Genomic DNA, 26292 nt, shown 5'->3' with positions numbered 1-26292 from the left:
ATTAGAGTGCAGTATGATATGTGGTGCGTTGCGATCGCCATAGATAAATACTAACTATTTGATAACATTAACAAAGTAGGCGATGTCTACGATGGGCGATCGCCTTCTTCAGCAGAGAGAACAAAAATACTATGGCAAAGCGTAAGAAAAGCAATCTCCAGTGGATTAAAGAAACGCTTGAACTCAAACCTGATCATCGCTGGGAATCTCCATCAGGCTATAAAATTTTTGTAGCAGATCGAGGCGCTGTTCGCTTCAATGTTCCTCAGAATTGGGTTTTTGAGCCACAAGAAAAATCCTTCAAGTTCATGGATAGAAAACCGCCTGACGATGATTGCTGCCTAGAAGTATCTTTTAATCGTCTCCCACCCAATGACTGGAGCCAGTTTCCGCTAAAATCCACCTTGAAGAAAGTCATGGAAGACGATAGCCGCAACGTCATTGCTAGGGGAGAAATTTTTACCGTCAAGCGCCAAACCGCCAGAATTGTCTGGACAGAGATAAAGTTCATTGATACCCAGGCAGAGCCACGGGAAGCTTTTTCGCGGACTTGCATTGGTTTGGGGTCAAATGTTCAGTGCTTGATTACATTCGATTATTGGGTAGATCAAGCAGAGCCGCTAATACCCATTTGGGATGAAGTGATGCGTAGTCTCACACTCGGGTTATATATCCGTGACCCAATGACTGGTCTGGCTTTCCCAGACTGAAGCTCAAGAATGAATCGTGAGCATAGGTCAAATTGAGGCGTCACCCGTCGTAGACATTGCATTTGAGGTAATTGTTTTTTGCCGAGTTGGGGCAATTAATAATACTCCTGCTTTCAATATAAGGAATGATAGGACTTACGCAAAATATCTCTCAAACTCTGATTTCTCCGTGTCCTCTGCGCCTCTGCGGTTCGTTATTCCGTAACTCGTGCGTAAGTCCTAAATGAGTCTAAATCCACTAACAAAACTAATTTCAGAACGAGGTTTTGACCGATTTCAATCAGGATTAAGATCACGTTTCGCTGCTTATCGCCTGGAATACACGCTGACCTACTGTGAACCTAGTGATAATTCAGCTATGCGTCTTGACTTTGACAGTTCATTACATCTCGGTAGAGTAACGGTTTGGGAGTCAGGAGCTTGTGAAATGGATATTCTTGAAATATCAACTGGTAACAATGTCTTTTATGAAAGTCACCAGTTCAACAACGAAAATGAATTTCATCGAACCTATCCAAGACTGGTGATTGTTATGCGCGATATCTTGCGACTTAAGTCAGACGATATTTAGTCTTTCCCTACTAGCGTTTTAGAGATTACTTAAGTCATGATTAAACTAGTTACTTTTATCACTAGTGTATAGCTATTTGAACTCCTATGCTTATAAACATGAGACATCAACCAGATTAAGGTTTACTGAACTTTAATCATGCAGTTTACAAAAGGAGATTTAGTGATGAATATCAAACAAATTCTTGCTGGTGCAGCGCTTCTTTTACCATTTGCTGTTACTTCTATTCCTTCACAAGCATCAGCATTCCAGGTTATTGTTAATCCCCACGGTCTTAATAGACCTGCTCAAACAATCGCACAAAGACCACCACAAGTTAAGCGTCATGCACCACCAGCGAAAAAGAAAGTGTTGGTTTCTGGACATTGGGAAAAAACAAATCATGGTCGCAAATGGGTTGCGGCTCATTATATATACAAGTAAAAACGCTTAAAACCCCAAACAATTTGGAATTCTTATCATCTCCCTACTTCTAGTAGGAAGAGAGGCAAATAAAAACTTTTTACTCAAGATTTGAGAGTTACCCATGAAATTGGCATCATTAACAAATGTTTTAGTTGCAGGTGCGATCGCTCTCGGCGCGACTGCAACCATCAATCAGCCAAGTCAAGCCGAAAGTAGGCAAGGATTTTATTGTGACACGTCAGGAAACAAACCCGTGACGGCGTACACAAATTTTAGAGGTGTTTCTGAGCCTTGGATTCGCTGGACTTCCAATTACTTCAGAGACGCTGGCTACAATAAACTGACGCGCTGTCAAGACGTGAGCCACCGCTTGGAAACTTACCGTCGCAACAGAGAACTGAAGTTTATTACTGTCGGCAAAATGAATGGACAAAATGTGGTTTGCACCGCAAATCAAGTCAATGGTCGCTGTGAAAACTTGATATTGACCCTCAAACCCAGTGAAGATGGCGTGCAGGCGCTAAATAATCTTCTGGCTTGGCATCAACCCCTGAGTAAAAGCAATAGAACACCTTACGTTGATTTGAGAGAACATCTAGGGATTTCCAAAGAATAAATACAGCTATTTCCAGGTAAATAGACCATGTGGTAGGGGCGCAAGCATTGCTCATTGGTGTCAACTTAACATTAAAAGGGCGGTTAAAAACCGCGTCTACACAGGCAAAACCCACCTCCGTGGGTTAAGAACCCTTGATTTTGCATTAGTCCACGAACGCGAACAGCGTCTCGAAGAGAAGGTGGACTAAGTTTTGTGTAGCCGCGTTCGCGTCAGCGTGCCGGAGGCTCTATTCCATTCGCCCTGGCTCTAAGTTGACACGCATGAGCATTGCTGTGCCCCTACGACAGATAATTTTTCCTGTGCTAAATTTGAACTGGGATAGTCAAAAAGTTACAAAGCTATAGTTTAGGTTTTATATACCTAACTGGTGCGCCATCCTCTGATATGAGCGTATACCGCTGAGTACTTTAAATTATATCGTTTGATTAGCTCAATTGGAAGAGCGATCGACTCATAATCGATGCGTCACAGGTTCAAATCCTGTATCAAACCCCAGAAAGTTAGCTCAATTGGAAGAGCAATCGACTCATAATCGATGTGTCGTAGGTTCAATTCCTACACTTTCAGCCAAAAACCCTGTCCGGGTCAAAAGAGACTACTCTGTCACAGTAGCCAATATGGTACGGGAGAAATCCCAAAACGGTTCGAGTCCGTCATTTTCCAAACTCTGCGGTGCAAGTGTTCTGCTGTCGGTCATTACTCGTAAGGGTGATGTTCGATAATCATAGTCAAGGAGCAAGCGCAACTGTATTTTTCCCTAACTTGAGTATGTCCCTTCGTTTCCTACATCTAGTTTTCCTTCGGGGATTCTAGATTGGCAACCGAACGGCATATTTGAAGGGGGTTCTTTTTCTAAATTGCCATTGAGCAGTTTGGGAAAAGTAACAGCAATCTTAATCCAGCTTTGGAGAAACTTTTGCCCGCACCTGAACTGTAAACACTTGCACTGGCAGAGTAAAAAAATCTTTTGTAGTATGTACAGCAAAAATCTAACCACTACCCCATTAGCGACTGAAAGTAATCTAGAAAGGTTGCGAACTGACAATTTAGCACTTTTGCGATCGCATGGTTTAGCTGAATATAATACTCCCGAAGAAATAGCTTTTGCAATGGGCATAAGCTTAGGAAAACTGAGCTTTTTGACAACTACCCGTCCTACATCCCCAATTACACATTACCTCCGCTTCAAAATCTCCAAAAAAACAGGTGGAGAAAGAATTATTTCTGCACCAAAACCAAATCTTAAAGCTGCTCAAAGGTGGATTTTAGAGAATATTTTAGAAAAATTAGAAGTTCATAATGCAGCACATGGGTTTTGTAAAAATCGTTCCATAGTCACCAACGCTAAACCCCATGTTGGTGCAAATGTAATAGTCAATCTTGATTTACAGAATTTTTTTCAGTCAATTTCCTACAAACGTGTCAAAGAATTATTTTGCGGGTTTGGTTATTTAGAACCTGTGGCGACAATTTTCGGGTTGATTTGCACGACTGCGGAAATAGAAATAGATGGGCAAATTAACTATATAGCTTCAGAAAAGCGCCACTTACCTCAAGGTTCGCCTGCAAGTCCTGCTATTTCAAATCTAATTTGTCGTCATCTCGATAGTCGTCTCACTACAATGGCTGAAAATCTGGGGTTTTGCTATACGCGGTACGCTGACGATTTAACATTTTCTGCTTCTGGGGATGCATCGCACAGAATATCTAATTTAATTAAAAACACTAAATTCATTATTACTAGTGAGGGCTTCACTGTTAATCCTCATAAAACCAAGACTTCAGGTAAATCCGTGCAACAGCAGGTAACAGGTGTTATTGTAAATACGCAATTAAATATATCTAAAAAGACATTAAAAGCCTTTCGGGCAACTCTATATCAAATTGAACAAGAAGGCTTGTCAGGCAAACAGTGGGGGAATTCAACTAATTTAATTGCCGCAATTACCGGGTTTGCAAATTATGTAGCAATGATTAACCCCAACAAAGGCGCAGAATTTAAATCAAGCGTGGAACGCATCAAGCAGAAATATAGTGACTCTCAAACTGATGAAGTACGTTTTTAAAGCTATTTATTTTATTAAACAAAAAAAAAGGGTATTTTTAGGACTGCTTCTAATGGGTGTTATTCTCCCAAATATATTCAGACAAATTAATCATCAATTAGAATATTATCCGGCAAGAAAGGGAGGAGAAAATGAAGCTAGAACGTATATTGCTGCAATTAATAGAGCAGAACAAGCTTTTTACCAAGAAAGGCAGAAGGATGAAAGGAACAATAAAAACTTTAGCTGTGACTTGAAAGCCTACTCAAAAAACAAGAATTGTATTGAGACGCGCAGCGCGAGATACAAAGCGTCCTTGCTTCAATCCTCCCCTTCAAAGGGTGGATTCCTTCTGCCCTCTGCCTTCTTGCTTATGCCTTCTGAACTAGAGAAAAATAACTTTACTTCCAGACTAGAAGATTTAGAACTAGGTATTAGATCAGAAACCAAATATTATCATTACAGTATTTTGAGAGCAGATAACTTACAAGCTATAGCAACAGCTGCTGCCAAAAAAGATGGCTTTAAAAGTTATATAGGAGCGGTTTTCTTAGTAAAAAATGCAGACGGTTCTTATGCTACACTTACTGTAAGTTGCGAAACTACTACACCATCAAAAACACCTCCTGTAACTCCTGAAATTAGTGGAAACGACATTGAATGTCCCTCTGATTCACAGCCAACCAGTCACTTTAGTCCAGGGTAAGCGATCGCACTTCAACTACTCGCATATTCCAGCACTCGTTCCAATTCCCAACGCCACGCTGTCTCTACCAACATTTCTTTGCCGTTGGTGAATTGCATAAATTCTTGTCCAAAGGCAATAAAACACATCAGCAACTAGCCGAACTTGCTATAAAAGACTCATTTAGGTGTAAATCAGCCAAGAATAGCCAGGGCGAATGGAATTCACCCTTTTAACTTTTTTCCTGTGCTAGATTTGAACCGGGATAGTAATAAAGTCATAAAGCTGTAGTTTGGGTTCTCTTTACCCGACTGGTGCGCCAACCTCTGGTGATAGCGTATACCGCCCAGTGATTTCAACTATTTCACCATGAAAGTTAGCTCATTTGGTAGAGCGATCGGTGTATCGCCGATTAGTTATAGGTTCGATTCCTATACTTTCAGCCAAAAACCCTCGCCCTGGGTACGGGCACCTTGTTAGGGACAAGGCAGCAGAACTGTTGGGTATTGAAAAAGACCCAATCAAAAATGGGTATTGAAAAAGACCCAATCAAAAAAACTTCTTGTTTTTTCTACTCTGTCATGCAGGTATTTATAACAGTAAAAGAGCTAGCGCAACTGTATCTCTCCCTAACTTGAGTATGTCCCTTCGTTTCCTACATCTAGTTTCCTTTGGGATTCTATATTGACAAAGCGAACGGCATATTTGAGCGTGGTTCTTTTCTAAATTGCCATTGAGGAGTTTAGAAAAAGTAACAGCAATCTTAATCCAGCTTTGGAGAAGCTTTTGCCCGCACCGGAACTGTAAAAACCTGCACTGGCAGAGTAAATAAATCTTTTGTAGTATATAGTAGTACAAGAAACTAAAACCAATCCTTTAGCCTTTGTCTACTCCAGTACTTGATCTGTGAGACATAGGTGGTATTTGAGTTCAAGCAAGGTTATAAATGTTTTTATCAAATCTTCTTAACTGGTTGAAGCGATCGCTCAAATTATTTATGCAAATCACTATGTGGCAAACATTTTATATCAAACTTAACGAAATCGGCATCTTATATCACCGCAGCGACTTTAAGAAAATTTTGCAGCCCGGTACACATACTTATTTTGGTCGGCATTGGCAAATCAAAACCTATGACCTCAATCAGCCACAAGCTCAGATTGAAAATCTAGAACTATTGTTGCGAAGTCACGAAGCCGAACTGCAAGAACATTTATTGATTATCAGAACTGCATTCAACCAAGCTGCTTTAGTCCGTTATGGTCAGAATTGGGTAAGTGTTGCACCAAATAAATTACTAGCTTTTTGGCGTGGTTTTATTGAGGTAGAATCTCATCTCTTCAACTTAGAAGAAAGCTGGGAATTGCCTAGTTCCTTTGTGCAGCAATTGCGCTCAGTTGCCTTGAATGGACTCAAAAAGTTCCAAATATCAGAGTATGAGATTGGTTTACTATATCTGCAAAATAATTTTGTACGACCTCTAGAACCAGGAGAGTATGCTTTCTGGTCGGTAGATAGAGATGTTACAGTCCGAACTCTCAGCCGAATTATCCCTAACCCAGATTTTCCCCTGGAAGATGTACTAATTGAAAAACATCCCGACTTTGTTGCTGCCTACTGTGAAATAGTGCAATTACTGACTTCGCAAGTTGCAATTGTGCGATATCGAGGTAAAGTGATTTCTATTTTGCCGCCCACAAATCGCAAGCTGTTTTGGCAGGGTGTTGCAGTGGAAATTCTCGACATCAGCGCTGATGCTCAGTTACAGTCTGCTTTAGTGGCTGAGTTGGTTGAGGGTTCAACAGAAGTGAAATTGCTCAGTCGTAACTGTTTGCATATTTGCCAAGTTCCCGCCCAGCATATTGGGCTAGTATACATTAATCAAGAGTTTCAAGGACAGCGATCGCCAGGAGTACACGCTTGGTGGTTATTTGGACGCTCTTTTCAAACCGAAACCATCGACCTGCGACTACAAAATATGGAAGTATCCGGTCAAGACATCCTCACTAAAGATAAAGTACCTCTGCGGTTGAATTTGACGGCTGGCTACCGTATCCAAGACCCATTGAGAGCAAAAAACGGGTTGTCAGATATTTCCGGTTTCTTATACAAAGAATTACAGTTTGCTTTGCGTGGTGCGGTCGGCGAACGGAGTTTAGATGCGTTATTAGAAGATAAAGGTGCAATTGATAGAAGTATATCTGAATACATCCGCCAGAAAGCCGCAGACTATGGAATTGAAGTAGATTCTGTAGGTGTCAAAGATATTATTTTACCTGGTGAGATTAAGGCTATCTTGAGCAAAGTAGTCGAGGCAGAAAAAACCGCTCAAGCAAACGTAGTCAGACGTAGAGAAGAAACTGCCGCTACTCGCAGTATGCTAAACACTGCTAAAGTGATGGAGGATAACCCCGTTGCATTGCGTCTGAAGGAACTCGAAGTATTAGAGCGGATTGCAGAGAAGATTGATCGGATTCAAGTTAACGGCAGTTTGGATAGTATTTTGACAGACTTGATTCGGATGAATCCACAATAAAAAGGGCGGTTAGAAACCAATACAGTTCAGTTAAGCATTTATTCCTTCTCTTCCTTCTCTTCCTTCTCTTCCTTTGCGTCCTTTGCGGTTCGTTAAAAAAATTGATTTTGACAAAGAGTTTTAGCCTTAACCCAAGCGTATTGACTTGGATAATGTAAGAGCTATTTTGGCAATTGTGCAGACAATTGTTCAGCAATTCAGTAGTTAATTTTTATAGATGTTTAAGAACATGGAGTTCCTTTAGAGAAATGTTGACAGAGCAGCTTGTAGGCAACTGCTCACATAGAAAAAGGCTGGTATAGTATACTATTGGGTAGTAAATCTATTTATGAAAAAAGCGAGTATGCCACAGTCAGCTTCAAACTCTCAACAAAACCTTGCTCAAAAAATTGCAAAGTGGAAAGCTGGGCTGGCTGACTTGGGACGACGAAATCCTCTTATCAAGTTTCGGCAAGATAGTCCTCGAACTTTAGAAATTCTGACAGAAGAACCAGATGTTATCTTTGCAAAGCTGACAAAAGAGAAAAAATCGCTTCATTTTCTAATGATTGATAGCGAAGATCAAGATATTACCCAGTTGAAAAACACTAAAGCATTACCAGCAGAAAAAAATCCTCTTGAATTAATTACTCGTCAAATAGGCAACGAGCAACTAAATCGGCTGAAAAAATTGCGTCTTGAAGCGCGACGATCATTTGAAGAACGAGGGGTAAACAGCCTATTTCTGGCGCTTGGAACGTTGACTTGGTATGACAAAGATCAGCCAGAGGATGCTTTACTATCACCACTAATTTTAGTACCTGTAGAGTTAATTAAAGAATCTAGGCGAGATATTTATAAAATATCTTTCTTAGAGGAAGATGTTGTATTAAATCCAACACTGATACAAAAGTTAAAGCAAACCTTTGGAATTGAGCTTCCAGAGGGAGAAGCCGTACAAGGAACAAGTTATAACGAATTAATTACCCAGATTCGCCAACTGTTAGCAGAACAAAAGACATGGCAAATTAAAGAGAATGTATTTCTCTCGCTGTTCTCTTATGCTAAAGCTGCAATGGTTCGGGATATTATCGAAAATGAAGCTCGAATTTTTGACCACCCAATTTTGCAAGCGATTAGTGGCGATTTAACTACCTATCAGTCTAACTATAGAGAACCTCTGCCTGCATCTGACTTAGATTCACACGTTAAACCTGAACGAATATTTCAAATTCTTGATGCTGACTCCAGCCAGCAAGTTGTAATTGAAGCAGCAAAAGCTGGTTCTAGCTTTGTTGTCCAAGGACCACCAGGAACTGGCAAAAGTCAAACTATTATAAATATAATTGCTGAACTGGTTGGCGATGGTAAATCAGTTTTATTAGTCGCAGAAAAAGAAACAGCGTTAAGTGTGGTTTATAAGCGCATGGCTGAATGTGGTTTAGATCATATATGTCTTAATCTCCACCATAGTGGAACAACAGATAAGCGGGAGCTTGTAAATAATTTATCAAAAACTATTGAATATATTAAACAAATTTCCGGTGGAGAAAATAATCACGGTTTCTTTGAGCAGCTTGTTTCTACTCGTCAATCGCTAAACTTATATCTGACAAGTTTACACGGGAAAGAAAAACCTCTAGATAAATCCCCATTTGAGATATTGGGTGAGCTTTTGAAAAAAGAGCGCGAAGCAGTTCCCAATATTAATGTCATATTTTCCAACTTTAGCCAATGGAATGCTAGTAGATTACAAGAAGCAAAAGATTTATTAAATCAATTAGCAAAATTTCTGCCTTTCTTTAAAGGAGAAAAAACAACTATTTGGGAAAAAAGTTCTCTAAATTCTTATTCCTATGAAATGGAATTGCAAATTACCCAGAAAATAGAGGAATTTCAGCAAGAATTTTTTTCAGTCCAAAACATTAATCAAGAATTACAAGAGACTCTCCAAGTTCAACCTTTATTGAATTTAGAGTCTTTAGATAAGTGTTATCCAGCCATAGACTACATACGAAAAGCTCCATCAAATCTGCCACAAAACTGGACTGGAGTAGATATAGCAGTTGCTCAGAATGCTTTCACTATTCTGCAAACAGACATTCAAGAAATTGAAAAAAATAAGCTTTCGCAAGAAGCAGAAAATTTGCTGGGTCGTGTTTCTTCATTTCTCCCATTTTTAAGAGGAGAAAAAACAACTATTTGGGCACAAAGTACTTTAAAGTCTTGCTCTGAGACGCTAGAGCAAGAAATAAAGAATAAAATCAATAAATTTAAACAAGCAATTTCTTTGATTCAGACAGATAGCCAACAGATTCAAATGATTATGAGGATTCAACCCTTATTGAATTTGGAAAATGTAGAAGCTTGCTTTCCTGCTCTTAAACATATATTGAAAGTTCCAGATAATTTACCTGATAATTGGAATGAATCGGATATTTCAACTGCTCAGGATGCCTTCAGTAAGTTGAAGGGCGATGTTAAATTACTAGAAGAAAATGAGCCACTTTTAAAACAAAAATATCATCCTGAATTGTTCTCCTCAGAATTGGCTGCTTTAGCTAACAGATATCAGAAATATAGTCGCTTTTGGTTGATTAGGATTTTTAATCCCAAATACAGGCGCGATATCAAGCTTTTGAAGAAATTAAGCACTAAAGAGGGACAGATTTCCCACAACGAATTAAAACATGATTTGGCACAAGCCGTTCAGATACAAGCCGCACGAAACGAGTTATATCAAAGCAATTACCCAGCCCGCCAGGTTTTTGGATCTTTATTTAACCCGGAAGTTTCTAGTGAAGGAGAATTAAAAGTAATTGAACAAGCTTTAAGTTGGTTAACTGGCTTGCAAAAGTATTCGCTTCCTGCTGATTCAGTCCAGCACATTATAAATTCTCCCTCTGGACGACGCGAACTGGCGGAACTAGTTAAGAAACTTGAATCCCTTCCTGAAGATATTAATCAGGGTATGGATTTCTTATTCTCATACTTTAATGAGAATGATATTATTGGGCAATATCTGCCTCATAATCAAATTTTATTTACCGAACTGGCAACTTTTTTAAATCTAGCTGAATCCGACTTACCCGACTTCCGCAAATGGTTGACATATAAAGAAATTTATGGGCAACTAGAAAGTTTAGGAGTCCAAGATTTCTTAGATGCTTTGCGCGATAACAAACCTAATCCTATTGAGTCTGTACAAAATAGGCTACGTCATATTGACTACCCCGCTCGTCAGATTTTTGGATCTTTATTTAACCCGGAAGTTTCTAGTGAAGCAGAGTTAAAGGAAATTGAACAAGCTTTAAATTGGTTGATTGGCTTACAAAAGTATTCGCTTTCTGCTGATTCCGTCCAGCGCGTGATAAATTATCCTTTTAAACGACGCGAACTGGCTGAATTAGTTAAGAAATATGAGTCAACCCATCACAGTGTTAGGCAAGGATTAGATTTCCTCTTATCGTACTTTGATGAAAGTGATATCACAGATTCTTACTTACCTCGTAATCAAATTACTTTTGTCGAATTAGAAAGCTTCTTAAACTTGGCTCAATCAGAACTGCCTTATTTTCAAGAATGGCTGACCTATAAAGAAACTTACCATAAACTCGAAAATCTGGGGAATAATAAGTTCTTGGATGCTTTGCGTGAAAGCAAAATTCAACCAGAGCAATGGTTTCCAGTTTTAGAAAAGCGAATTTATCAAATATGCCTTGATGCTATTCTTGCCAGAAAACCTGAGTTGAAGAACTTTAATCTTGAAGTACACGAACGGCAAATCAAAGAGTTTTCCAAACTCGATTATAACCAACTAGATACTGCTATAAAACGTCTAAAACAGCTTCATGTGCAACGCTGGCAAAACTGGGAAAAGACTTCACTTGCTCTAGCTGAATTGCCAAATTTGAAAAGAGAAGCGACTAAGAAAAGCCGACATTTGCCCATCCGTAAACTCCTCAACGACACACAAAAGGGAATACCAAATCTCGTCAAAGCCTTAAAGCCTTGCTGGATGATGAGTCCACTTTCTGTTAGTCAATATATCAATCCAGATGTAATTCATTTTGATGTTCTCATCTTTGATGAAGCATCTCAGCTTCGGACTGAGGATGTTGTTCCTTCAATTATCCGTTCTAATCAAGTGATTGTAATTGGGGATAATAAACAGCTTCCTCCCACATCATTCTTTTCAACTGGAGACAGTCAAGAAGATATCGATGACGAGGATGATGCAAGCTATGAAAGCGTTTTGGATGAATGTTCAAAGTTTATGTTTGGACATATGCTGAAATGGCATTACCGCAGTCAAGATGAGCGTTTGATTGCTTTCTCCAACCGTCATTTTTACGAATCTAAATTAGTTACGTTTCCAAACCCAGTTCAAAATCCAGATTTGGGAGTGTCGTTCCGACACGTTCCTGATGGCGTTTACGATCGCGGTAAACGCAGAGATAATCGAATCGAGGCTCAAAAGGTTGCTCAGTTGACGTTGGAGCATTTTCAACGATTTCCCGAACAATCCCTTGGTATTATTGCCTTTAGCGAAGCCCAAGCCGATGCCATTCAGGAGCAAATTGAGATTTTAGGGAAAGATCACCCCACTCTGGAGACATTTTGCAGTGATAACTCACCTCAGTTTTTTCTCAAAGCATTAGAAAACGTTCAGGGTGATGAGCGAGATGCAATCTTACTCAGCGTTGGGTATGCTCGTGATGAGCAAGGTAAACTTTCTCTCAACTTTGGCCCCCTGAATCGGCAAGGTGGAGAACGACGGCTCAACGTCGCTGTGACGCGGGCAAAAAGTAAAATTACACTCGTTTCTTCCATTGTGGCTGGAGACATCGACAAAACACGCGCCCAAAGCAAAGGTGTAAAATTACTGCATGATTATCTGGAGTACGCAGCGAGTGGTGGAGAACGACTACAAAGTAACTCTTACACAGATAAGCTCCATTTTGACTCGCCATTTGAAGAAGATGTTTACCATGCTTTAGTCCAACAGGGATACACTATCCGCACCCAAGTTGGATGTTCAGGATACCGAATTGACCTTGGCGTAGTCAATAGCGATCGCCCTGGTGAGTTTTTACTGGGGATTGAGTGCGATGGTGCATCTTACCATAGTTCACCTACTGCCAGAGATCGCGATCGCCTCAGACAAGAAGTGCTTGAAAGGCTAGGTTGGAAAATTCACCGCATTTGGTCAACAGATTGGTTTCGTAACAAACCTGTTCAAGTTCGTCTGTTGATAGAAAAAATCAAACAACTACAACAAATAAATAGCTAAAAGGTCAGTCCGGAAAGCGATCGCTTTCCGATCGTTCTTGCTGTATTGTGCCATTAAACTAAAAATTGAAATTGACTATAAGAAAATAGATAAAAATTTTACATTTTTGGTGTAGTAATACTTGTAAAGGTCTATATTTACACTCACTTCCCATTAAAATATATAGATAAACTCTAATTATGCCGATTCAAATGCATGGAGTCACCGCGATGTCAATTGATGAAGTTAAAAACCAGCAAAATAATGATCTAGCTCAACCTGCTACAGACTTAATAGAAAAACTAGTAAAGGCAAAAGACAAGAAAAAATCTAAAAAATCCAAACGGATTTTTGATGGTAGCACTGAAGTTTTTGCTAAGAAAATTCCCAAAAAGACTTTTGAAACTGAACTACAGCAACTCCAGATTGAGCTAGTCAAAATGCAATACTGGATTAAGCACGTCGGCTATCGGGTGGTCGTCATATTTGAAGGGCGCGATGCAGCCGGCAAAGGAGGAGTAATTAAACGCATTGCCGACCCACTTAATCCTCGTGGCTGTCGTGTAGTTGCCCTGGGAACCCCCTCTGATCGTGAGAAAACTCAGTGGTATTTTCAGCGTTACGTGCAACATCTGCCGACAGCAGGGGAAATTGTCCTTTTTGATCGCAGTTGGTACAACCGAGCCGGAGTTGAACGGGTGATGGGTTTTTGTACCGAAGCAGAATATCAAGAATTCATGCAATCTTGCCCAGAATTTGAACGAATGCTGGTGCGATCGGGCATTGTTTTAATCAAGTACTGGTTCTCGGTCAGCGATGAAGAACAAGAGCAACGCTTTCTCTCTCGCAGTCACGATCCAGCAAGGCGCTGGAAACTCAGCCCAATGGATTTGGAATCACGCGATCGCTGGGTAGAATATTCCAAAGCAAAAGATACCATGTTTGCTTACACGAATATTCCAGAAGCTCCCTGGTTTACAATTGAAGCGGATGATAAAAAACGGGCGCGGCTCAACTGCATTCATCATTTGTTGAGCAAAGTTCCTTACGAAGATATGACACCTCCTCCCTTAGAGCTTCCGTCTAGACCTGTGGCTGATGAGAATTATGTTCGCGCCCCCCGCAATGAGCAGTTCTTTGTCCCTCAAGTGTATTAAGCAACATTACTGTTGTGTTGCAGCTTCTCGCTAATGATTGAATATAGCGATGTGCAAAGGTTAGGACAGTGCATAGCGCAAATGGTGGCGGCAGATTTATTCAATCGTTCATCTGGACAAGCAGAAATACCCGTGTATGGATGTGTGACAACAGGAGAAGTATGGCAGTTTCTTCAACTTTCGCAAAAAGTGGCTTTGATTGATAAGCAAAGATATTACTTGGATAACGTAGGAGCCATTTTAGCAATTGTACAGACAATTGTTCAACAATTCAGTAGTTAATTTGTCTAACACTTATAGCATGATGCTGTGTTACTGTTAGCTCTGTTAAAGCTGTCAAGTTTAAATTATTTAGGATACTAGACTTAATTGGGCGCTTTTCGTCCCAAAAAATTAGAGATGAATAAAAGTCTTTTGCTATTGAAGAAGTCAAAAGCTCAAAAGTTTTATATACAACTTTTTCATCATCAAAGCTAAGAAAGTAAACAGTATCGTCGAAAAGAACAGGCTTTTTTTCTATCTTACCTATTATTCCAATAACCTATGCGATAGGAATCAGAACTTTCAAGGCTGCTGAATACATCACAAAAATAGTTTTGTGATGTATTCAAACTTACAAAACAATAAACAAGCTTCAACACTAGCATTAAAATATTGTTTTGCTTTTAATTCTTCCAAATAATCAGGATTTATTTCAATTCCAAAAATCTTATTTGCTGATTGAAACGAATCTAAAGCCGCTTCAATAAAATTACCTATGCCGCAAGTTGGCTCAATTATAACATCCGGCATTACACCAAGTTCAACTAGCTTTTGACATACTCTCTTAGCTAGTTCTACTGGTGTCTGGAAATCTCCATACTCTATCTTTGCTTTATGTGTACTATGAGTCATGGGTTAATTTTGGAAACAGCAATTACGCCATCTTCTTGACCAGCACGTTCTATTACTCTTCCATACTGGAGTCGCCATTGCAAAGCATTAGAAATAGTCAGAAATCCCTTTACAGGTGGATTTATCAGTATTTCATCAGCAATATTGCTTGCTTCAATTTCATCGACAGGTAGATTGCGCTCAAGCATAAAGGCAATTAAATCATCTTTATTTCCTTCGTTGTTTAAACCTTGATCAAACCATAACTGCTTGGTCATCCATTGCCGAAAACGTTTTTGTTCCTCACACAGAAGAGGAATATGAACGCTTAGTTGAGATCCTCGATTGTTTAATCGATCAAGTTGGTGAAGACGAGATCCATCCACTTGCGTCTCTAATGGAAGTTATCGGTGTTTTAATTGAAAACTACGAAACTGAACACATTTCTGAGTTAGAGGCGATCGCTTAACTTCACCCAGTATAAATATGCAATAGCTGTTTGTCGATTTGGGGCGATCGCACCAACAGTCTACTTCTTATACACAATACCTGTCATGCGTAGGCGAAGCCCGTCGCAGACATCGCAACAACGGTCTACTCATAAGTGCATCTCACAGATAATCTTTAAAGGCGATCGCTCCAAGTCGCTACTTTTTGTGCATATTAGATCGGAAAGTTCTGTATAATATACAAATATTTAGATGAAAAAATTCCAGATAATTATCCCAAATCGGGTAATTAGACCGAAAGTTTCAGTCTAATAAATAATTAGACCTTCTGAGAAGCAAAGTAATTTTTAAAGCCTCTGTTGTTATGGCATTTAGCGATAAAATAAAACTGCTTGCAAAACATAAATCAGCATTTAGATGTTGTTTGTGTCATAAGCCTTTTGTGGAGATACATCACATAATCCCTCAAGCTGAAGGTGGATCAGACAAACTAGATAATGCTGCGCCTTTGTGTTCATCTTGTCATGATCTTTACGGAGGTAATCCAGAAAAGAGAAAGACAATTCGCCAGAGTAGAGATTATTGGTGGGAGAAGATGGAAAAAAGGCATAAAAATCTTACAGAATCACTCGACCTGGAAAAATTTTGTGAAATTCAATGTGATCAAAATTGGGAAGGTATACTCCGCTCAGAGGGAATTTTGCTCTATCATGCGGTGTTTGAAGAGGAAGATTTTGAAGACTGTGTTTATCATATCCACAGACTCGTCAAAAGTACTCAGGATAAATATCCCAACCAAAGAAGGTTTCTTTTTCTTGATATAGATGGTCATAAAAATGAGAATGGTGGGTTTGATGACGATATGTACGAGCTTCAAAGAAATTTTCTGTTGGCTTTTCTAGCACAATTTCTCACTGAAATTCATATACCTCTAGGAGTTATCAAAAATGAGAAAGCACAAAGAAATGATGTTCCAGAGGGAATAGAAATTATTGAAAGGCTAGATCAAGAGTCTATCAATGAAGCAATTGATAAAGGTATATCCAGTATTTGGGTTGCAGATAAAGACAAGTTGATGACGTTTGAGTAATTTAGTCAGAAGAGGTCTAACAATTCAAATGCGGATGATGTTGAAGTACGTTGGCGTTGGCGTAGCCTCTCGTAGAGAAGCCCACCGTACCCTTCGGGAAGCAAGCTACGCGTAGCGTCTCGTAGAGAAAGCATCGCTCCCTCATCTCACTTATAGAGTAACATTACAGTTTTCATATTAATTGTCAGAATTCGATAAAATGAGTATATGAAGTTTGAATGGGATCAGCAAAAGAACGAGGTTAACATTGTAAAACATGAACTGGATTTTGCAGATGCGTATCGGATTTTCAGATTACCACTTCGGATTTCTCTGGATGATCGTCAAGATTATGGAGAAGATCGATTAATTGGGCTAGGAATGCTTGATGGACGTATTGTAGTTGTAGTTTTTACAGAACTAGACGAAGAAACAATCCGAATTATCTCACTTCGTAAAGCTTTACCTTATGAACGAAAACGCTATGAACAATACCTCAAGAACGAACTGGGAGAAAGTTGATTCGCTGACAGAAGAAGAAATTGATACATCCGATATTCCTCCTTTAACTGAGGAGTTTTTTAGCAAGTCTCGATGGTGGAAGCCTGTTGCGTCGTTGAATGTTCTTGTTCAGATAGAACCTGAAACATTGGCTTGGTTCCAGTCTCAGGGTGAAGATTATGAAAAGAGAATGGCCGCAGCACTGCGAATCTATGCAGAAGCTCACCAAATGGGGCAAAAGTAAAAAGTTACTAGATGAACGTGATGTCTACAACGGGCTATGCCTATGCACCATTTAATCTAAAAAATCGTCAATTAAACAAAGCTAAATTTACTGATAAGTAAGTGGGTCAAATTAAATATCAAACCTCACCCTCAATCCCTTGAGGATGAGGTTTGATCTTATGTTTAAAATGGTTTTAAATTAGGTAATATTTCAGGTAATATTTCGCATTTTATTGTAAAACTTGCCATAGCCAGCAAAAGCTGAATATCCTCAATAGTGATAGTGAATCTGGGGTGAAAACCATTTGGCGTGGATTGCGGCGATTACACGATATCGCTGCTACCTGGAAACTTCTTCACTCACATTCCCTATCACCTATCACCTGTTTTCAAACTAAATATCAGATTTTTCCGGTTGAGCCAAAATATAAGTGAATAATTACTTTACATTGAATATGTATAGCTAAAACTCATGGAAATACCCCAACGCGTATCAGTCCGCTACAAAGACGCGTCCTTCAATAGTAATGAAATCCGCTTGAGAACCTTGCGGCTTGGGTTGCAAATATGGGATGAACAAACCAAACCTAGAAAAACAGAGCTTTATCAGTTTATATCGTCTTGCTTGAAACAAGTTGACCGCCAAGATCGTTTTATGTTTTCTCTGCTGTTCATAGAATTAACAGACCTCATACGCAATTCTTCGCTGGAAAGGGGAACGAAAGAGGTTCTGATAAAAACAGCTTTTAGGGAGTTTGCTTGTGCGATAACAGACTTTGAAGACGCTTCCAAATGAGGTTTATTATGGGGGTGCTGGTATTGCGTAGGCGTAGCCCAGCCCAGGTCTTACCCTGAGCCTGCGCCGTTCGCGTAGCGTCTCGTAGAGAAGGGCATCGCCCTGAAGTCAGCTAATCTAATCGAGTCAGATATCTATAGCAAGCAGCTTTCCAATCAGATTAGTTTTTTTGCTGAATGCGCGGATGGGTAGGTGTTGGGGAAGAGGTAAGAACAAAAATGGCTAAATTGCCTTATCTGCAAGAACTTGAGAGCTTTAGCATTTTTCAATCATCCGCGCACCTTATTTGGACTAGTTTTCAGCCATTTCCCTCTAGCCAAATCACAATTCCTCATGTTATGTATGATTTCCGCATTCGCGCAGCCGAACCTTGAAAACCAAATAAGATAAGGCTTTCAGAAGCCAGCGATTGCAATTACCTAAAATCCCTATTAGGGATTGAAACCTAGGTACTTTCTATCCAGGGGAAATTCAAATTATTGCAATTACCTAAAATCCCTATTAGGGATTGAAACCGAAGAAGACTCACGAAAGAGGATTATGGACTCGAATTGCAATTACCTAAAATCCCTATTAGGGATTGAAACTAGATTTTTCTATCAACTCAAATTCTATAGATTCATTGCAATTACCTAAAATCCCTATTAGGGATTGAAACATAATTTTTAAAAACTTAAACCAACACAGTAGAATTAATTGCAATTACCTAAAATCCCTATTAGGGATTGAAACATTAAGGCAAATCCCCCGATAGCGTGAAGCTTTGTAATTGCAATTACCTAAAATCCCTATTAGGGATTGAAACAATTGCTGAGGAAACCCGCCTGACAATTTCGGGAATTGCAATTACCTAAAATCCCTATTAGGGATTGAAACATGGTTCAACTAACTCCCAGTCCTCGGCAATTTCATTGCAATTACCTAAAATCCCTATTAGGGATTGAAACGGTGCTACAGGAGCTAAGGGAGATACAGGAAGCAATTGCAATTACCTAAAATCCCTATTAGGGATTGAAACAGTTTGATGATGTTGATTGGAGTGACCCTTTGGTATTGCAATTACCTAAAATCCCTATTAGGGATTGAAACGAGCGATCGCAGTCATTAAAGCAGAGATACTGCCGAGATTGCAATTACCTAAAATCCCTATTAGGGATTGAAACTCGGATATTCTTAATAGGATTATGACAAAAGTAGATTGCAATTACCTAAAATCCCTATTAGGGATTGAAACTCTATCCCACAACCGCTTGCCGATGGTTTTGAATAATCATCTCTAAATATAAGAATCCGACTTTAGTTTTATTAGGCTGCTCTGAGAGGTTGTTTGAAAAGTGGTTGGCTGTGATTTTAGGCACTTCTAGATCCCCCCTAGCCCCCCTTAAAAAGGGGGGAAAACTTCTTAAAGTCCCTCTTTTTAAGGGGGATTTAGGGGGATCTCAAAGTATTTGCTACCAAGATGAGGACTTTTCAAACATCCTCTGAGAGTATAACCCATCTCAGGTAAGGTTTCGACCATTATTCGATTTCAAAAATCAAATATAAATTTTAGTATTAGTGACAAAAGTAACCATTTAAACATGACTTTTGTCACAGGCGTGTACCTGATTATTCCGATTAGATAGAGAGTATACAAATCAAGTAATGCAAGGCAGATAGAGGATATATGAACCGCTTGAAATCTATTCTTCTTGGAGGCTTATTAGCAGCTGCTTCAATTGCTGCTTTTTCCCAAAATGCTAATGCTGCTGAATTTAAATCTGGGCATGATCATTTAAATCGCAATACTGTAGCTTTTAATAACGGTAGAGTCCAACACGAACGTCAAGTCCGGGAACAACGCGCTCGTGAATTCCGTGAACGTCAAGCTCGTGAACGACATATTCGTGAATTCCGTGAACGTCAAGCCCGTGAACGACATATTCGTGAATTGCGTGAACGTGAAGCTCGCTTTCGTCACTAAGAAAACGTGAATTTGACGGTTCATCTACTGTCCGCCTAATTAGCTAAATCAAAAGACCTCTAAGAGGTTTGACTACGCAAAAGCGTCCCTCTCCGACTCGGAGAGAGACAGACTTTAACTTTAGTTAAAGACAGGGAAAGGTTCGTTGACCTGCTGTTGAGAATGCAAATATTCTTTGCATTTAATTGATTTGAGAATTGGCTCTTAATCCAGTTCGCTACAATTACTATAGTTTTCGGTTTGAAATTTTTGAATAAGTCTAATATTTGAATATGGTAATGCGTCTTCCCATAGTTGCTGCCACCTTTATGGTTGCCAGCGTTAGTATAGGTACACTTTTGGGCATTGCAGCTCCCGCTTCAGCTCAGGAGATAATCACTTGTTCAAGTGAGAATAATCACAGGAATACTTGTTCAATACCTAGTAGAGGCAGAGTGAGGCTTGTTAGACAATTGTCTAGCGCCAGTTGTAGAGGAAATTGGGGCTATAGGAATAATCGTATTTGGGTGAAAAATGGTTGCCGAGCTGAGTTCTCAGTTGGCGATCGCAGAAACGGCAGGTATGACAGAGATGACAGGGACGGCAGATATGACAGATAGGAAATTGGGTATTTGGGGTCGCCCTGTCAAAACCGTCTAACGGGCGATGTGCGTTCGCGGCTGTTGCCCTTGGTGTCAGCCATGCCATATCTACCCCAAAACGCTACAAGATACTAATAGGGTTCAGGCTCGGTCTGCGCCCTTACCTGAACCCTTAGTATTGAAAGCCAAAGCCAGATTAATTATTGGTGATGGCGAATCTCCCAGCGTTCATGACGAATAGCTTGATGTTCACGATGACGCGCTTGAGCGATTTCTCGACGTTCGTGACCAATAGCTTCACGCTCGCGATGACGTGCTTGAGCAATTTCTCGATGGTCATGACGAATAGCTTCACGCTCACGATGACGTGCTTGAGCGATTTCTCGACGTTCGTGACGATTAGGTGGTGTCGCTGCATCAGCTTTTTGAGAAATAGCTAAAGCTGAGGCAGAAATCATCAATCCAGCAAAAACAATGGATGCAAAGCGCTTCATATGCCTACCTTTAAAAGGATACTAGCTTTTCTACAATCAGCAAAAAATAGATTCCAGAAATTAGAGAAAGATTTATGAAACTCAGGAATAATAGGCGCTATCTAAAAAGTAAGAAATACCATTAGTGTCAAAGCGAAAAGTACTTGGACAACTCATGCTCCATTCCGGTTTAGCGATTTGTAATGGTGCCGCGATCGCTGCTCTTCATCGACCCAATTTCCCCAGGTAAGTTCAACATACAGCAGAATTCAGAATTCAGGGGTCATAATTCAGAAGTAAAATAGCTTTTACACACGGGTTTGAGACTTTGCTTGTGTACCTCACCAACTTGAAATGCGCTGTAGGTTTGCATTGCCGCTTTCGTCACCTCATGAATGAAATCAAAGTCAGCTTCTGAGAGATGACGAAGACTAATATGCATTTACTGTCATTCTTGTTAGACTTGTCCGCAAGATAAATTGGTGAGAAAAACAGGTGGTAGCTAAAAATTGTCCAGACTACCACCATGCGAAATAGAATCTTAACCTGTCACTAGCGATCGCTAATAAAGCGATGCCAACACTTTATCTGCTGCTGCCCGGAATGCAGTTGCTGCACCAGCGCTCATATCCCGTGGCGCACAGATCCGATTTCTCACATAGGCGAGTGTGATGGCTCCAACCGCAGACACAGTCGGATCGGCATTGTCTTTGCCACCCACGCGCCCCCACGGTAATGCTGCGCCATTACCATTAATCAGATAGTCAGCCAGCAATCTGAGGTGAAAATCAACCGCTTCTTTAACGGCTGTTGTGTCGCCATTGACCGCCAATGCTTGCACCCCGGAGTTTTTTAGGATGTCTCCTAAAGCAACTTCTCGGTTATCAGTCAACCTCTCAGCCGCTTCTGCCCGAAATTGAATTTCTTGGCTAGCTGCTGGGTCTGGGGGCAAGGGATTGCCGATTGGTGTCACACCCCATCGGCGACGCAGGAGTAAATTGTTGGTCGTATCATCCGATTTGACACGGTGATAGGCGGGACGCTGTTTGAGTGCTTCAAACCAAGCGTTGATGCGAGGATATCGGGGATTTCCCTTGAGGTGATATCCCCGATAAACGGGTAAGTTAGCTGCCAATCGGTCTAAATGGGGGCTATAGGTAATGTCTACGATGCTAAATGTTGATAAAAAGTAGGGGCCAGGATACTTTCCAAGAAGTTGCTCCAGTTCGTCTAATTTCGCTTCAAAAGCTGCCTGTAAGCTTGCTAATTCATTAGGATCTTCAGGGGGTTGTCTCAGAAATTTGTAGGCAATATCTCTCACCCCATTGGTTTCAGCATCCTCAAGCCACTGCCTAGCAACGGCGTTTTCTTCTGGGTCTTCAGGGAGTAAGGTTGTCCCAAATCGTTCTTCTAATGCTAACAGAATGTCTTTGGATTCATAGACTAACTTTCCCTCAATTTTCGCAGCCGGGACAAGGGTTGTAGGAACTAAATCGGTATACCATTTAGGCTTGTTGGTCAAGTCGATAAACTCTGTCGCAAAGGGAATTTCCTTTTCTTCGAGAGCAAACCAAACCCGTTCGCAAAATGGACACCAAGAGTTGGTATCGCGGTAGAGCAGTACTGGCGGTTCTGTATCTGGTGGCAGTTTATGAAGACTGCTAGGGATGGGAGCGGTAGAAGGGGATTGCCCTGGTCTACGCACCCGTCTAGCAGGGGTATTTTTTTGAGCAATTTCTAACAGTTGTTCCCAATTAGTTACTGTGTCTTGAATTGACATATTTCACCTTAATTGAAGTTAACTTTTATCAAACAGAATTCAGGAGTCAGGAGTCAGGAGTCAGAATTCAGAATTCAGAATTCAGAATGAATTCTGTATGACTGGCGGATGAATAACCGGGTTTAATACCCCACCAAATCGTAGATTTGGTGGTGCAACAATTCAGTCGCGGGTCTCAATCCCCGACTGATTGATTCTGACTCCTGAATTCTTCTTCAAAACTTTTAAACAGATAAAAAGCTTAATTATTCAACTCGTTTTATAAACTACGGCAACCTTATTGATTTACCGTAGTTAATCATAATTATCACATGAAAATAGTTTGAAAGCAAGATTTAATATATCTATTTTTTGACTTGTTTAAGTCGGCAAAATCAGAAAAATCTCTAGAAATGCTAAAATCTACAAGATTTGCAATTTTATGGAGTGTAGCCCAAGAGTGAAGCACCCCATCCAATTAAAGCGCTACCAAAGACTAGCCATGCAGCATTGAGGCGGAAGCGAATGGCTAAAATGGCTGAGACGATCGCGATCGCCAAGCCGAGAAAATCTACAAATGGGGCTTGTGGTAATGTTAAAGTTGCTGCCCCCAGTTGCAGAGTAGTAATAACCATTAGGGCTACAGCACTAACATTCACAGCATCCAAAAAGGCTCTAGTCCAAGAAGAAGCCCGTAAGCGTGGGATTAGGGGATTCAAGGCAGCCACGAAAACAAAAGAAGGTAGAAAAATTCCGATTGTGGCAACAATTGCGCCAGGTATACCGGCAATGATATAACCAATAAATGTCGCAGTGGAAAGTACTGGGCCAGGAGTAAATTGACCAATTGCGATCGCATCTAATAACTGTTGTTGTGTCAGCCAGCCGTATTCTTCAACTAATCCTCCTTGGAGAAAAGCCACCAAAACATAGCCACCACCAAACAAGACACTACCGACTTTGAGAAAAAACCAGCCCAACTGCCATAAAGAAACGTTGGCTACAGTAGCTACCGATGCAGCAAATACAGGTGATGCTTTCAAAGTCGCACCTGTGCTGAGACTAGCAATCAAAAAGTTGGCTTTATCTCCTGGTTTGTCGTTTTTCTCACCAGAATGTAACCAAAGCATACCCAGCAATCCCCCAATTAATAGGGCAATTACTTCATTTAATTTGAATAATAATATCAGTAATACCACAGCCAAAGCAATCACTAGTAATTGGCGAGTTTTCACAGCCTTTTTTGCCAAGCCCCAGAGGGCATTGATGATGATTGCTAAAACAGCTGGTTTAATGCCATAAAGTAAGGGAGCGACTTGGGGTAGACTGCCGTAAGCAACATAAACCCAAGCAAAGCCGCCAGTAATTAGAACCGCAGGTAAGATAAAACAAACGCCTGACACAATTAGCCCCAGCCATCCTGCATAGATGTATCCTATATGGATAGCCATTTCTGTGGAATTTGGGCCAGGAATTAGGTTAGTTGCGCCCAGCAAATCTAAAAAATCTTCCCTTGTCAACCACTGACGCTGCTTAACCACTTCATCTTCAATCATGGCAATATGGGCAACCGGGCCACCAAAGCCGATGACACCCAGTTTAAAAAACAGGTTGGCGAGTTCCCCCAAACGACTTGGTGCTGAGTTAGTCACGTCGCTTTACTCCAAATTCAAAATTCAAAATTCACTGCGAACTTTGCTTTAAATATCAATTGCTGCGGCTGAAAAATACAGCAGCTATAACAATTAAAGCTAAAAGTGCTAGAGGAACCCAGAGATTAGGGATATCTGACAAACTCATATTTAATTACGAATTACGAACGCGAGTGCGTGCCGGAGGCTCTATTACGAATTACGAATTATTTTAAGCCGATGCCTTCTTTAGCGAATTCTTCAACAGTTTTTTGTGATAATTCATGAGTAGCGATCGCCTGCAACATTGCCAATGGTAAAGTCAAATGATCCGCCCCGGCTTGCAACGACGCGGCTGCTTCTTCGGGAGATTTGATACTAGCTGCCAAGATTTCCGTATCACTACCTTTGAGTACGCTAGCCATATCGCGCACCAAAGCAATACCGTCACCTAACAACCGCGTAGCACGATTTACATAAGCTATGGCAATTTTAGCACCTGCTTCTCGTGCTACTGCTGCTTGTGCTGCACTGTAAATTGCTGTCACCGAACAGGTGATTTCTGGTGATAGACTCGCCACCACTTCAAAACCTAACGGTGTTGCGGGAATCTTCAAAATTGTTTGTGAACCAATAATTTCAAAAGCTTTTCTACCTTCAGCTAGCATCCCAAGTTTATCAGATGCCACAAGTTGATAGTATAACGGGCCATTTGTCAAGGCAACCAATTTTTTGAGCGTGGTTTCTGGTGGGGTATCGCTTTGAGATAACAGCGTGGGATTTGTGGTAATGCCTTTCACCCATCCCCAAAGCTTAACAACTTCAGCTTCCGATGCGATCGCTGAGTCTAGATAAAGTGCCATAATTCGTCCCCTTAACTTGCTATAACTCTGCATTCATATCTCGTGCGCTGTGAAGCACACGAAGCACTACAACGGTTTCGTCTTGAATGGTAAAAAGAATGCGGTACACTCCCCTTCCCTTTCCATAAAGGAGTTGCCGTATTTCTTCTTCAAAGACATCATCAATAGCAGCCAAGGCACATCTAGCCGGAAACGTATCAAGGGATGCAACAGCGTCACTGATTTCATTTACCCACAGTTTTGCATTCTCTGGTGAGTCGTTCTGACGAATCCACTTTGCTGCTGCGTTGATATCAGCCTTTGCCACTGGAAGAATAATAACTCGGTACTTCATTCCTCATCCAGCGATTTCATTATCTCCTGAAATACCTCATGAGCAGGCTCCCCTTTTCCTGCTTTCATCTCTTCGAGTGCCATCTTAACCGCATCAATGGTTTCAACCCTTTCAACAAGCTCTAGGAGTTTCTGGTATGACTCTACATCCTGCACAACAAGTTCGGCTTTACCGTTAATGGTCAGCACTATCGGCTGTCCAGTCTCCCGTAGCTGCTCCATAAATTCTGTGGTGTTCCGCTTAAAGTTTGAGAGGGAATTAATCCCCTTACTGATATTTAACATGAAACCTCCTATGCACAAAATTTAGTAAACATCACTAAATTTGCATCAAATTTAGTTTACGCTTAATACGAGTGTAGTACAAAGGTTTTTAGCTTACAGCTATTTTCAGGTAAATAGACCACGCAGTAGGGGCACAGCAATGCTCATTGGTGTCAACTTAAGTTAAAATGCTTATCCCACAGGCCTTTTACCCCACACGCCAGATGCTCCACTTGGGGAGACCCCAAGACCGCACTGGCTCCCCTTAATCCCCTCCCCGTGAACGGGGAGGGGAGATTTTGTCGCTAGACAAAAGCGGGGTGGGGTTCCGAGGACTTAATTGGTAATTAAGTAGGCTTGATATAACCTCATTGCGAGGGTTTCACCTTAAGTTGACACGTATGAGCATTGCTGTGCCCCGACGACAGATGTGGTTCAAATAGATGATTTCTGCTGTAAGCAAGAATAAACATTGCACATTGTGTATTAATGCACAACAGCTGAACAGAGATATTTTGACATACCCTTTCAAG

The 26292-nt window shown here is 40.6% G+C and carries 24 protein-coding genes, 3 tRNA genes, 2 pseudogenes and 1 CRISPR repeat array; of the genes and pseudogenes, 20 read left to right on the top strand and 9 right to left on the bottom strand.

The window, feature by feature from the left end; all coding sequences use genetic code 11:
- Positions 1-131: 131 nt before the first annotated feature.
- The 13 genes from V7K27_RS01640 to V7K27_RS01580 all read left to right on the top strand — a co-directional run bounded on the left by V7K27_RS01640 (position 132) and on the right by V7K27_RS01580 (position 14261).
- On the top strand, positions 132-710 hold the full coding sequence (locus V7K27_RS01640) for a hypothetical protein (protein WP_334943663.1): 579 nt from the start codon (positions 132-134) through the stop codon (positions 708-710).
- Positions 711-933: 223 nt separating this feature from the next.
- Positions 934-1281 (top strand): immunity protein TriTu family protein, encoded by a 348-nt coding sequence (locus V7K27_RS01635; RefSeq protein WP_334943661.1) that lies wholly within the window; start codon positions 934-936, stop codon positions 1279-1281.
- A gap of 138 nt (positions 1282-1419) precedes the next feature.
- Positions 1420-1704 carry a hypothetical protein gene (locus V7K27_RS01630; RefSeq protein ID WP_334943659.1) on the top strand — a complete coding sequence of 95 codons (285 nt, stop codon included), beginning with the start codon at positions 1420-1422 and terminating at the stop codon, positions 1702-1704.
- A 103-nt stretch (positions 1705-1807) separates the two neighbouring features.
- Entirely contained in the window at positions 1808-2302 is a 495-nt protein-coding gene (locus V7K27_RS01625; protein ID WP_334943658.1) for a COP23 domain-containing protein, read from the top strand.
- A gap of 422 nt (positions 2303-2724) precedes the next feature.
- Positions 2725-2800 (top strand) — tRNA-Met (locus V7K27_RS01620).
- A tRNA-Met gene (locus V7K27_RS01615) sits at positions 2800-2875 on the top strand. The genes V7K27_RS01620 and V7K27_RS01615 overlap by 1 nt, the downstream gene beginning before the upstream one ends.
- Positions 2876-3279: 404 nt before the next feature.
- Positions 3280-4371 carry a reverse transcriptase family protein gene (locus tag V7K27_RS01610; protein WP_334943656.1) on the top strand — a complete coding sequence of 364 codons (1092 nt, stop codon included), beginning with the start codon at positions 3280-3282 and terminating at the stop codon, positions 4369-4371.
- The gene (locus tag V7K27_RS01605; RefSeq protein ID WP_334943654.1) at positions 4340-5056 is read left to right on the top strand and encodes a type IV pilin-like G/H family protein; all 717 of its coding nucleotides are present in this window, start codon (positions 4340-4342) and stop codon (positions 5054-5056) included. Before V7K27_RS01610 ends, V7K27_RS01605 begins: the two co-directional genes overlap by 32 nt.
- A 349-nt stretch (positions 5057-5405) precedes the next feature.
- Positions 5406-5481: transfer RNA gene (locus tag V7K27_RS01600), tRNA-Ile, on the top strand.
- Positions 5482-6044: 563 nt separating this feature from the next.
- Entirely contained in the window at positions 6045-7571 is a 1527-nt protein-coding gene (locus V7K27_RS01595; protein WP_334943680.1) for a slipin family protein, read from the top strand.
- Between the two features lie 328 nt (positions 7572-7899).
- On the top strand, positions 7900-12843 hold the full coding sequence (locus tag V7K27_RS01590) for a DUF4011 domain-containing protein (protein WP_334943652.1): 4944 nt from the start codon (positions 7900-7902) through the stop codon (positions 12841-12843).
- A gap of 179 nt (positions 12844-13022) precedes the next feature.
- Positions 13023-13979 carry a polyphosphate kinase 2 gene (gene ppk2, locus V7K27_RS01585; RefSeq protein ID WP_334943650.1) on the top strand — a complete coding sequence of 319 codons (957 nt, stop codon included), beginning with the start codon at positions 13023-13025 and terminating at the stop codon, positions 13977-13979.
- Between the two features lie 33 nt (positions 13980-14012).
- Positions 14013-14261 carry a hypothetical protein gene (locus V7K27_RS01580; protein ID WP_334943649.1) on the top strand — a complete coding sequence of 83 codons (249 nt, stop codon included), beginning with the start codon at positions 14013-14015 and terminating at the stop codon, positions 14259-14261.
- A gap of 300 nt (positions 14262-14561) precedes the next feature.
- Here the strand turns inward: V7K27_RS01580 and V7K27_RS36365 are convergent, their stop codons facing one another.
- Complete coding sequence (locus V7K27_RS36365; protein WP_442947579.1) at positions 14562-14873, bottom strand: hypothetical protein; 312 nt, start codon at positions 14871-14873, stop codon at positions 14562-14564.
- A pseudogene (locus V7K27_RS01570) lies at positions 14870-15100 on the bottom strand (restriction endonuclease); the annotation flags it as partial. The pseudogene V7K27_RS01570 and the gene V7K27_RS36365, both read right to left, overlap by 4 nt.
- A gap of 565 nt (positions 15101-15665) precedes the next feature.
- Between V7K27_RS01570 and V7K27_RS01565 the strand changes: the two are divergent.
- The 7 genes and pseudogenes from V7K27_RS01565 to V7K27_RS01540 all read left to right on the top strand — a co-directional run bounded on the left by V7K27_RS01565 (position 15666) and on the right by V7K27_RS01540 (position 20494).
- Positions 15666-16391, top strand: a complete 726-nt coding sequence (locus V7K27_RS01565) for an HNH endonuclease (RefSeq protein ID WP_334943647.1) — start codon at positions 15666-15668, stop codon at positions 16389-16391.
- A gap of 207 nt (positions 16392-16598) precedes the next feature.
- Positions 16599-16892, top strand: coding sequence for a BrnT family toxin (locus tag V7K27_RS01560; RefSeq protein WP_334943645.1), 294 nt, complete (start codon positions 16599-16601; stop codon positions 16890-16892).
- A complete protein-coding gene (locus V7K27_RS01555) occupies positions 16855-17115 on the top strand; it encodes a BrnA antitoxin family protein (protein WP_334943643.1) in 261 nt (86 codons plus the stop codon). The genes V7K27_RS01560 and V7K27_RS01555 overlap by 38 nt, the downstream gene beginning before the upstream one ends.
- A 453-nt stretch (positions 17116-17568) precedes the next feature.
- Positions 17569-17892 carry a hypothetical protein gene (locus V7K27_RS01550; protein ID WP_334943641.1) on the top strand — a complete coding sequence of 108 codons (324 nt, stop codon included), beginning with the start codon at positions 17569-17571 and terminating at the stop codon, positions 17890-17892.
- 408 nt (positions 17893-18300) lie between these two features.
- A CRISPR array of direct repeats spans positions 18301-19126; the repeat unit is 37 nt; unit sequence ATTGCAATTACCTAAAATCCCTATTAGGGATTGAAAC.
- Positions 19127-19558: 432 nt separating this feature from the next.
- The gene (locus V7K27_RS01545; protein WP_334943639.1) at positions 19559-19855 is read left to right on the top strand and encodes a hypothetical protein; all 297 of its coding nucleotides are present in this window, start codon (positions 19559-19561) and stop codon (positions 19853-19855) included.
- 272 nt (positions 19856-20127) lie between these two features.
- Positions 20128-20343, top strand: a pseudogene (locus tag V7K27_RS36360) (DUF3011 domain-containing protein); the annotation flags it as partial.
- 25 nt (positions 20344-20368) lie between these two features.
- The gene (locus tag V7K27_RS01540) at positions 20369-20494 is read left to right on the top strand and encodes a hypothetical protein (RefSeq protein WP_334943637.1); all 126 of its coding nucleotides are present in this window, start codon (positions 20369-20371) and stop codon (positions 20492-20494) included.
- 142 nt (positions 20495-20636) lie between these two features.
- On the opposite strand, the gene V7K27_RS01535 is transcribed toward V7K27_RS01540, so the two are convergent.
- The 7 genes from V7K27_RS01535 to V7K27_RS01505 all read right to left on the bottom strand — a co-directional run bounded on the left by V7K27_RS01535 (position 20637) and on the right by V7K27_RS01505 (position 25780).
- On the bottom strand, positions 20637-20930 hold the full coding sequence (locus V7K27_RS01535) for a hypothetical protein (protein WP_334943635.1): 294 nt from the start codon (positions 20928-20930) through the stop codon (positions 20637-20639).
- 262 nt (positions 20931-21192) lie between these two features.
- Positions 21193-21351, bottom strand: a complete 159-nt coding sequence (locus V7K27_RS01530) for a hypothetical protein (protein ID WP_334943633.1) — start codon at positions 21349-21351, stop codon at positions 21193-21195.
- Between the two features lie 120 nt (positions 21352-21471).
- Positions 21472-22689, bottom strand: a complete 1218-nt coding sequence (locus V7K27_RS01525) for a glutathione S-transferase family protein (RefSeq protein ID WP_334943631.1) — start codon at positions 22687-22689, stop codon at positions 21472-21474.
- A 419-nt stretch (positions 22690-23108) separates the two neighbouring features.
- Entirely contained in the window at positions 23109-24320 is a 1212-nt protein-coding gene (chrA, locus tag V7K27_RS01520) for a chromate efflux transporter (RefSeq protein WP_334943629.1), read from the bottom strand.
- Positions 24321-24526: 206 nt separating this feature from the next.
- A complete protein-coding gene (locus V7K27_RS01515; protein WP_334943627.1) occupies positions 24527-25162 on the bottom strand; it encodes a transaldolase family protein in 636 nt (211 codons plus the stop codon).
- Positions 25163-25181: 19 nt separating this feature from the next.
- Entirely contained in the window at positions 25182-25496 is a 315-nt protein-coding gene (locus V7K27_RS01510) for a type II toxin-antitoxin system RelE/ParE family toxin (RefSeq protein ID WP_334943626.1), read from the bottom strand.
- Positions 25493-25780, bottom strand: coding sequence for a type II toxin-antitoxin system Phd/YefM family antitoxin (locus tag V7K27_RS01505; protein ID WP_334943624.1), 288 nt, complete (start codon positions 25778-25780; stop codon positions 25493-25495). Before V7K27_RS01505 ends, V7K27_RS01510 begins: the two co-directional genes overlap by 4 nt.
- Positions 25781-26292 lie beyond the last annotated feature (512 nt).

This window comes from Nostoc sp. (assembly GCF_036919575.1).
Taxonomy (GTDB): Bacteria; Cyanobacteriota; Cyanobacteriia; order Cyanobacteriales; family Nostocaceae; genus Nostoc.
The sequence above is the reverse complement of the archived record's forward strand: the minus strand, read 5'-3'. Positions and strand labels throughout refer to the sequence as shown.

Bases quoted from the DNA above. Each gene is read 5' to 3' on its own strand.
- V7K27_RS01555 (WP_334943643.1), top strand. From the start codon at position 16,855: ATGAACAATACCTCAAGAACGAACTGGGAGAAAGTTGATTCGCTGACA.
- V7K27_RS01635 (WP_334943661.1), top strand. From the start codon at position 934: ATGAGTCTAAATCCACTAACAAAACTAATTTCAGAACGAGGTTTTGAC.
- V7K27_RS01535 (WP_334943635.1), bottom strand. From the start codon at position 20,930: ATGAAGCGCTTTGCATCCATTGTTTTTGCTGGATTGATGATTTCTGCC.
- V7K27_RS01550 (WP_334943641.1), top strand. From the start codon at position 17,569: ATGGAAATACCCCAACGCGTATCAGTCCGCTACAAAGACGCGTCCTTC.
- V7K27_RS01630 (WP_334943659.1), top strand. From the start codon at position 1,420: ATGCAGTTTACAAAAGGAGATTTAGTGATGAATATCAAACAAATTCTT.
- V7K27_RS01625 (WP_334943658.1), top strand. From the start codon at position 1,808: ATGAAATTGGCATCATTAACAAATGTTTTAGTTGCAGGTGCGATCGCT.
- V7K27_RS01525 (WP_334943631.1), bottom strand. From the start codon at position 22,689: ATGTCAATTCAAGACACAGTAACTAATTGGGAACAACTGTTAGAAATT.
- V7K27_RS01505 (WP_334943624.1), bottom strand. From the start codon at position 25,780: ATGTTAAATATCAGTAAGGGGATTAATTCCCTCTCAAACTTTAAGCGG.
- ppk2 (WP_334943650.1), top strand. From the start codon at position 13,023: ATGCCGATTCAAATGCATGGAGTCACCGCGATGTCAATTGATGAAGTT.
- V7K27_RS01565 (WP_334943647.1), top strand. From the start codon at position 15,666: ATGGCATTTAGCGATAAAATAAAACTGCTTGCAAAACATAAATCAGCA.
- V7K27_RS01610 (WP_334943656.1), top strand. From the start codon at position 3,280: ATGTACAGCAAAAATCTAACCACTACCCCATTAGCGACTGAAAGTAAT.
- V7K27_RS01560 (WP_334943645.1), top strand. From the start codon at position 16,599: ATGAAGTTTGAATGGGATCAGCAAAAGAACGAGGTTAACATTGTAAAA.
- V7K27_RS01540 (WP_334943637.1), top strand. From the start codon at position 20,369: ATGGTTGCCGAGCTGAGTTCTCAGTTGGCGATCGCAGAAACGGCAGGT.
- V7K27_RS01580 (WP_334943649.1), top strand. From the start codon at position 14,013: ATGATTGAATATAGCGATGTGCAAAGGTTAGGACAGTGCATAGCGCAA.
- V7K27_RS01590 (WP_334943652.1), top strand. From the start codon at position 7,900: ATGAAAAAAGCGAGTATGCCACAGTCAGCTTCAAACTCTCAACAAAAC.
- V7K27_RS01545 (WP_334943639.1), top strand. From the start codon at position 19,559: ATGAACCGCTTGAAATCTATTCTTCTTGGAGGCTTATTAGCAGCTGCT.
- V7K27_RS36365 (WP_442947579.1), bottom strand. From the start codon at position 14,873: ATGACTCATAGTACACATAAAGCAAAGATAGAGTATGGAGATTTCCAG.
- V7K27_RS01515 (WP_334943627.1), bottom strand. From the start codon at position 25,162: ATGGCACTTTATCTAGACTCAGCGATCGCATCGGAAGCTGAAGTTGTT.
- V7K27_RS01530 (WP_334943633.1), bottom strand. From the start codon at position 21,351: ATGCATATTAGTCTTCGTCATCTCTCAGAAGCTGACTTTGATTTCATT.
- V7K27_RS01510 (WP_334943626.1), bottom strand. From the start codon at position 25,496: ATGAAGTACCGAGTTATTATTCTTCCAGTGGCAAAGGCTGATATCAAC.
- V7K27_RS01640 (WP_334943663.1), top strand. From the start codon at position 132: ATGGCAAAGCGTAAGAAAAGCAATCTCCAGTGGATTAAAGAAACGCTT.
- V7K27_RS01595 (WP_334943680.1), top strand. From the start codon at position 6,045: ATGTGGCAAACATTTTATATCAAACTTAACGAAATCGGCATCTTATAT.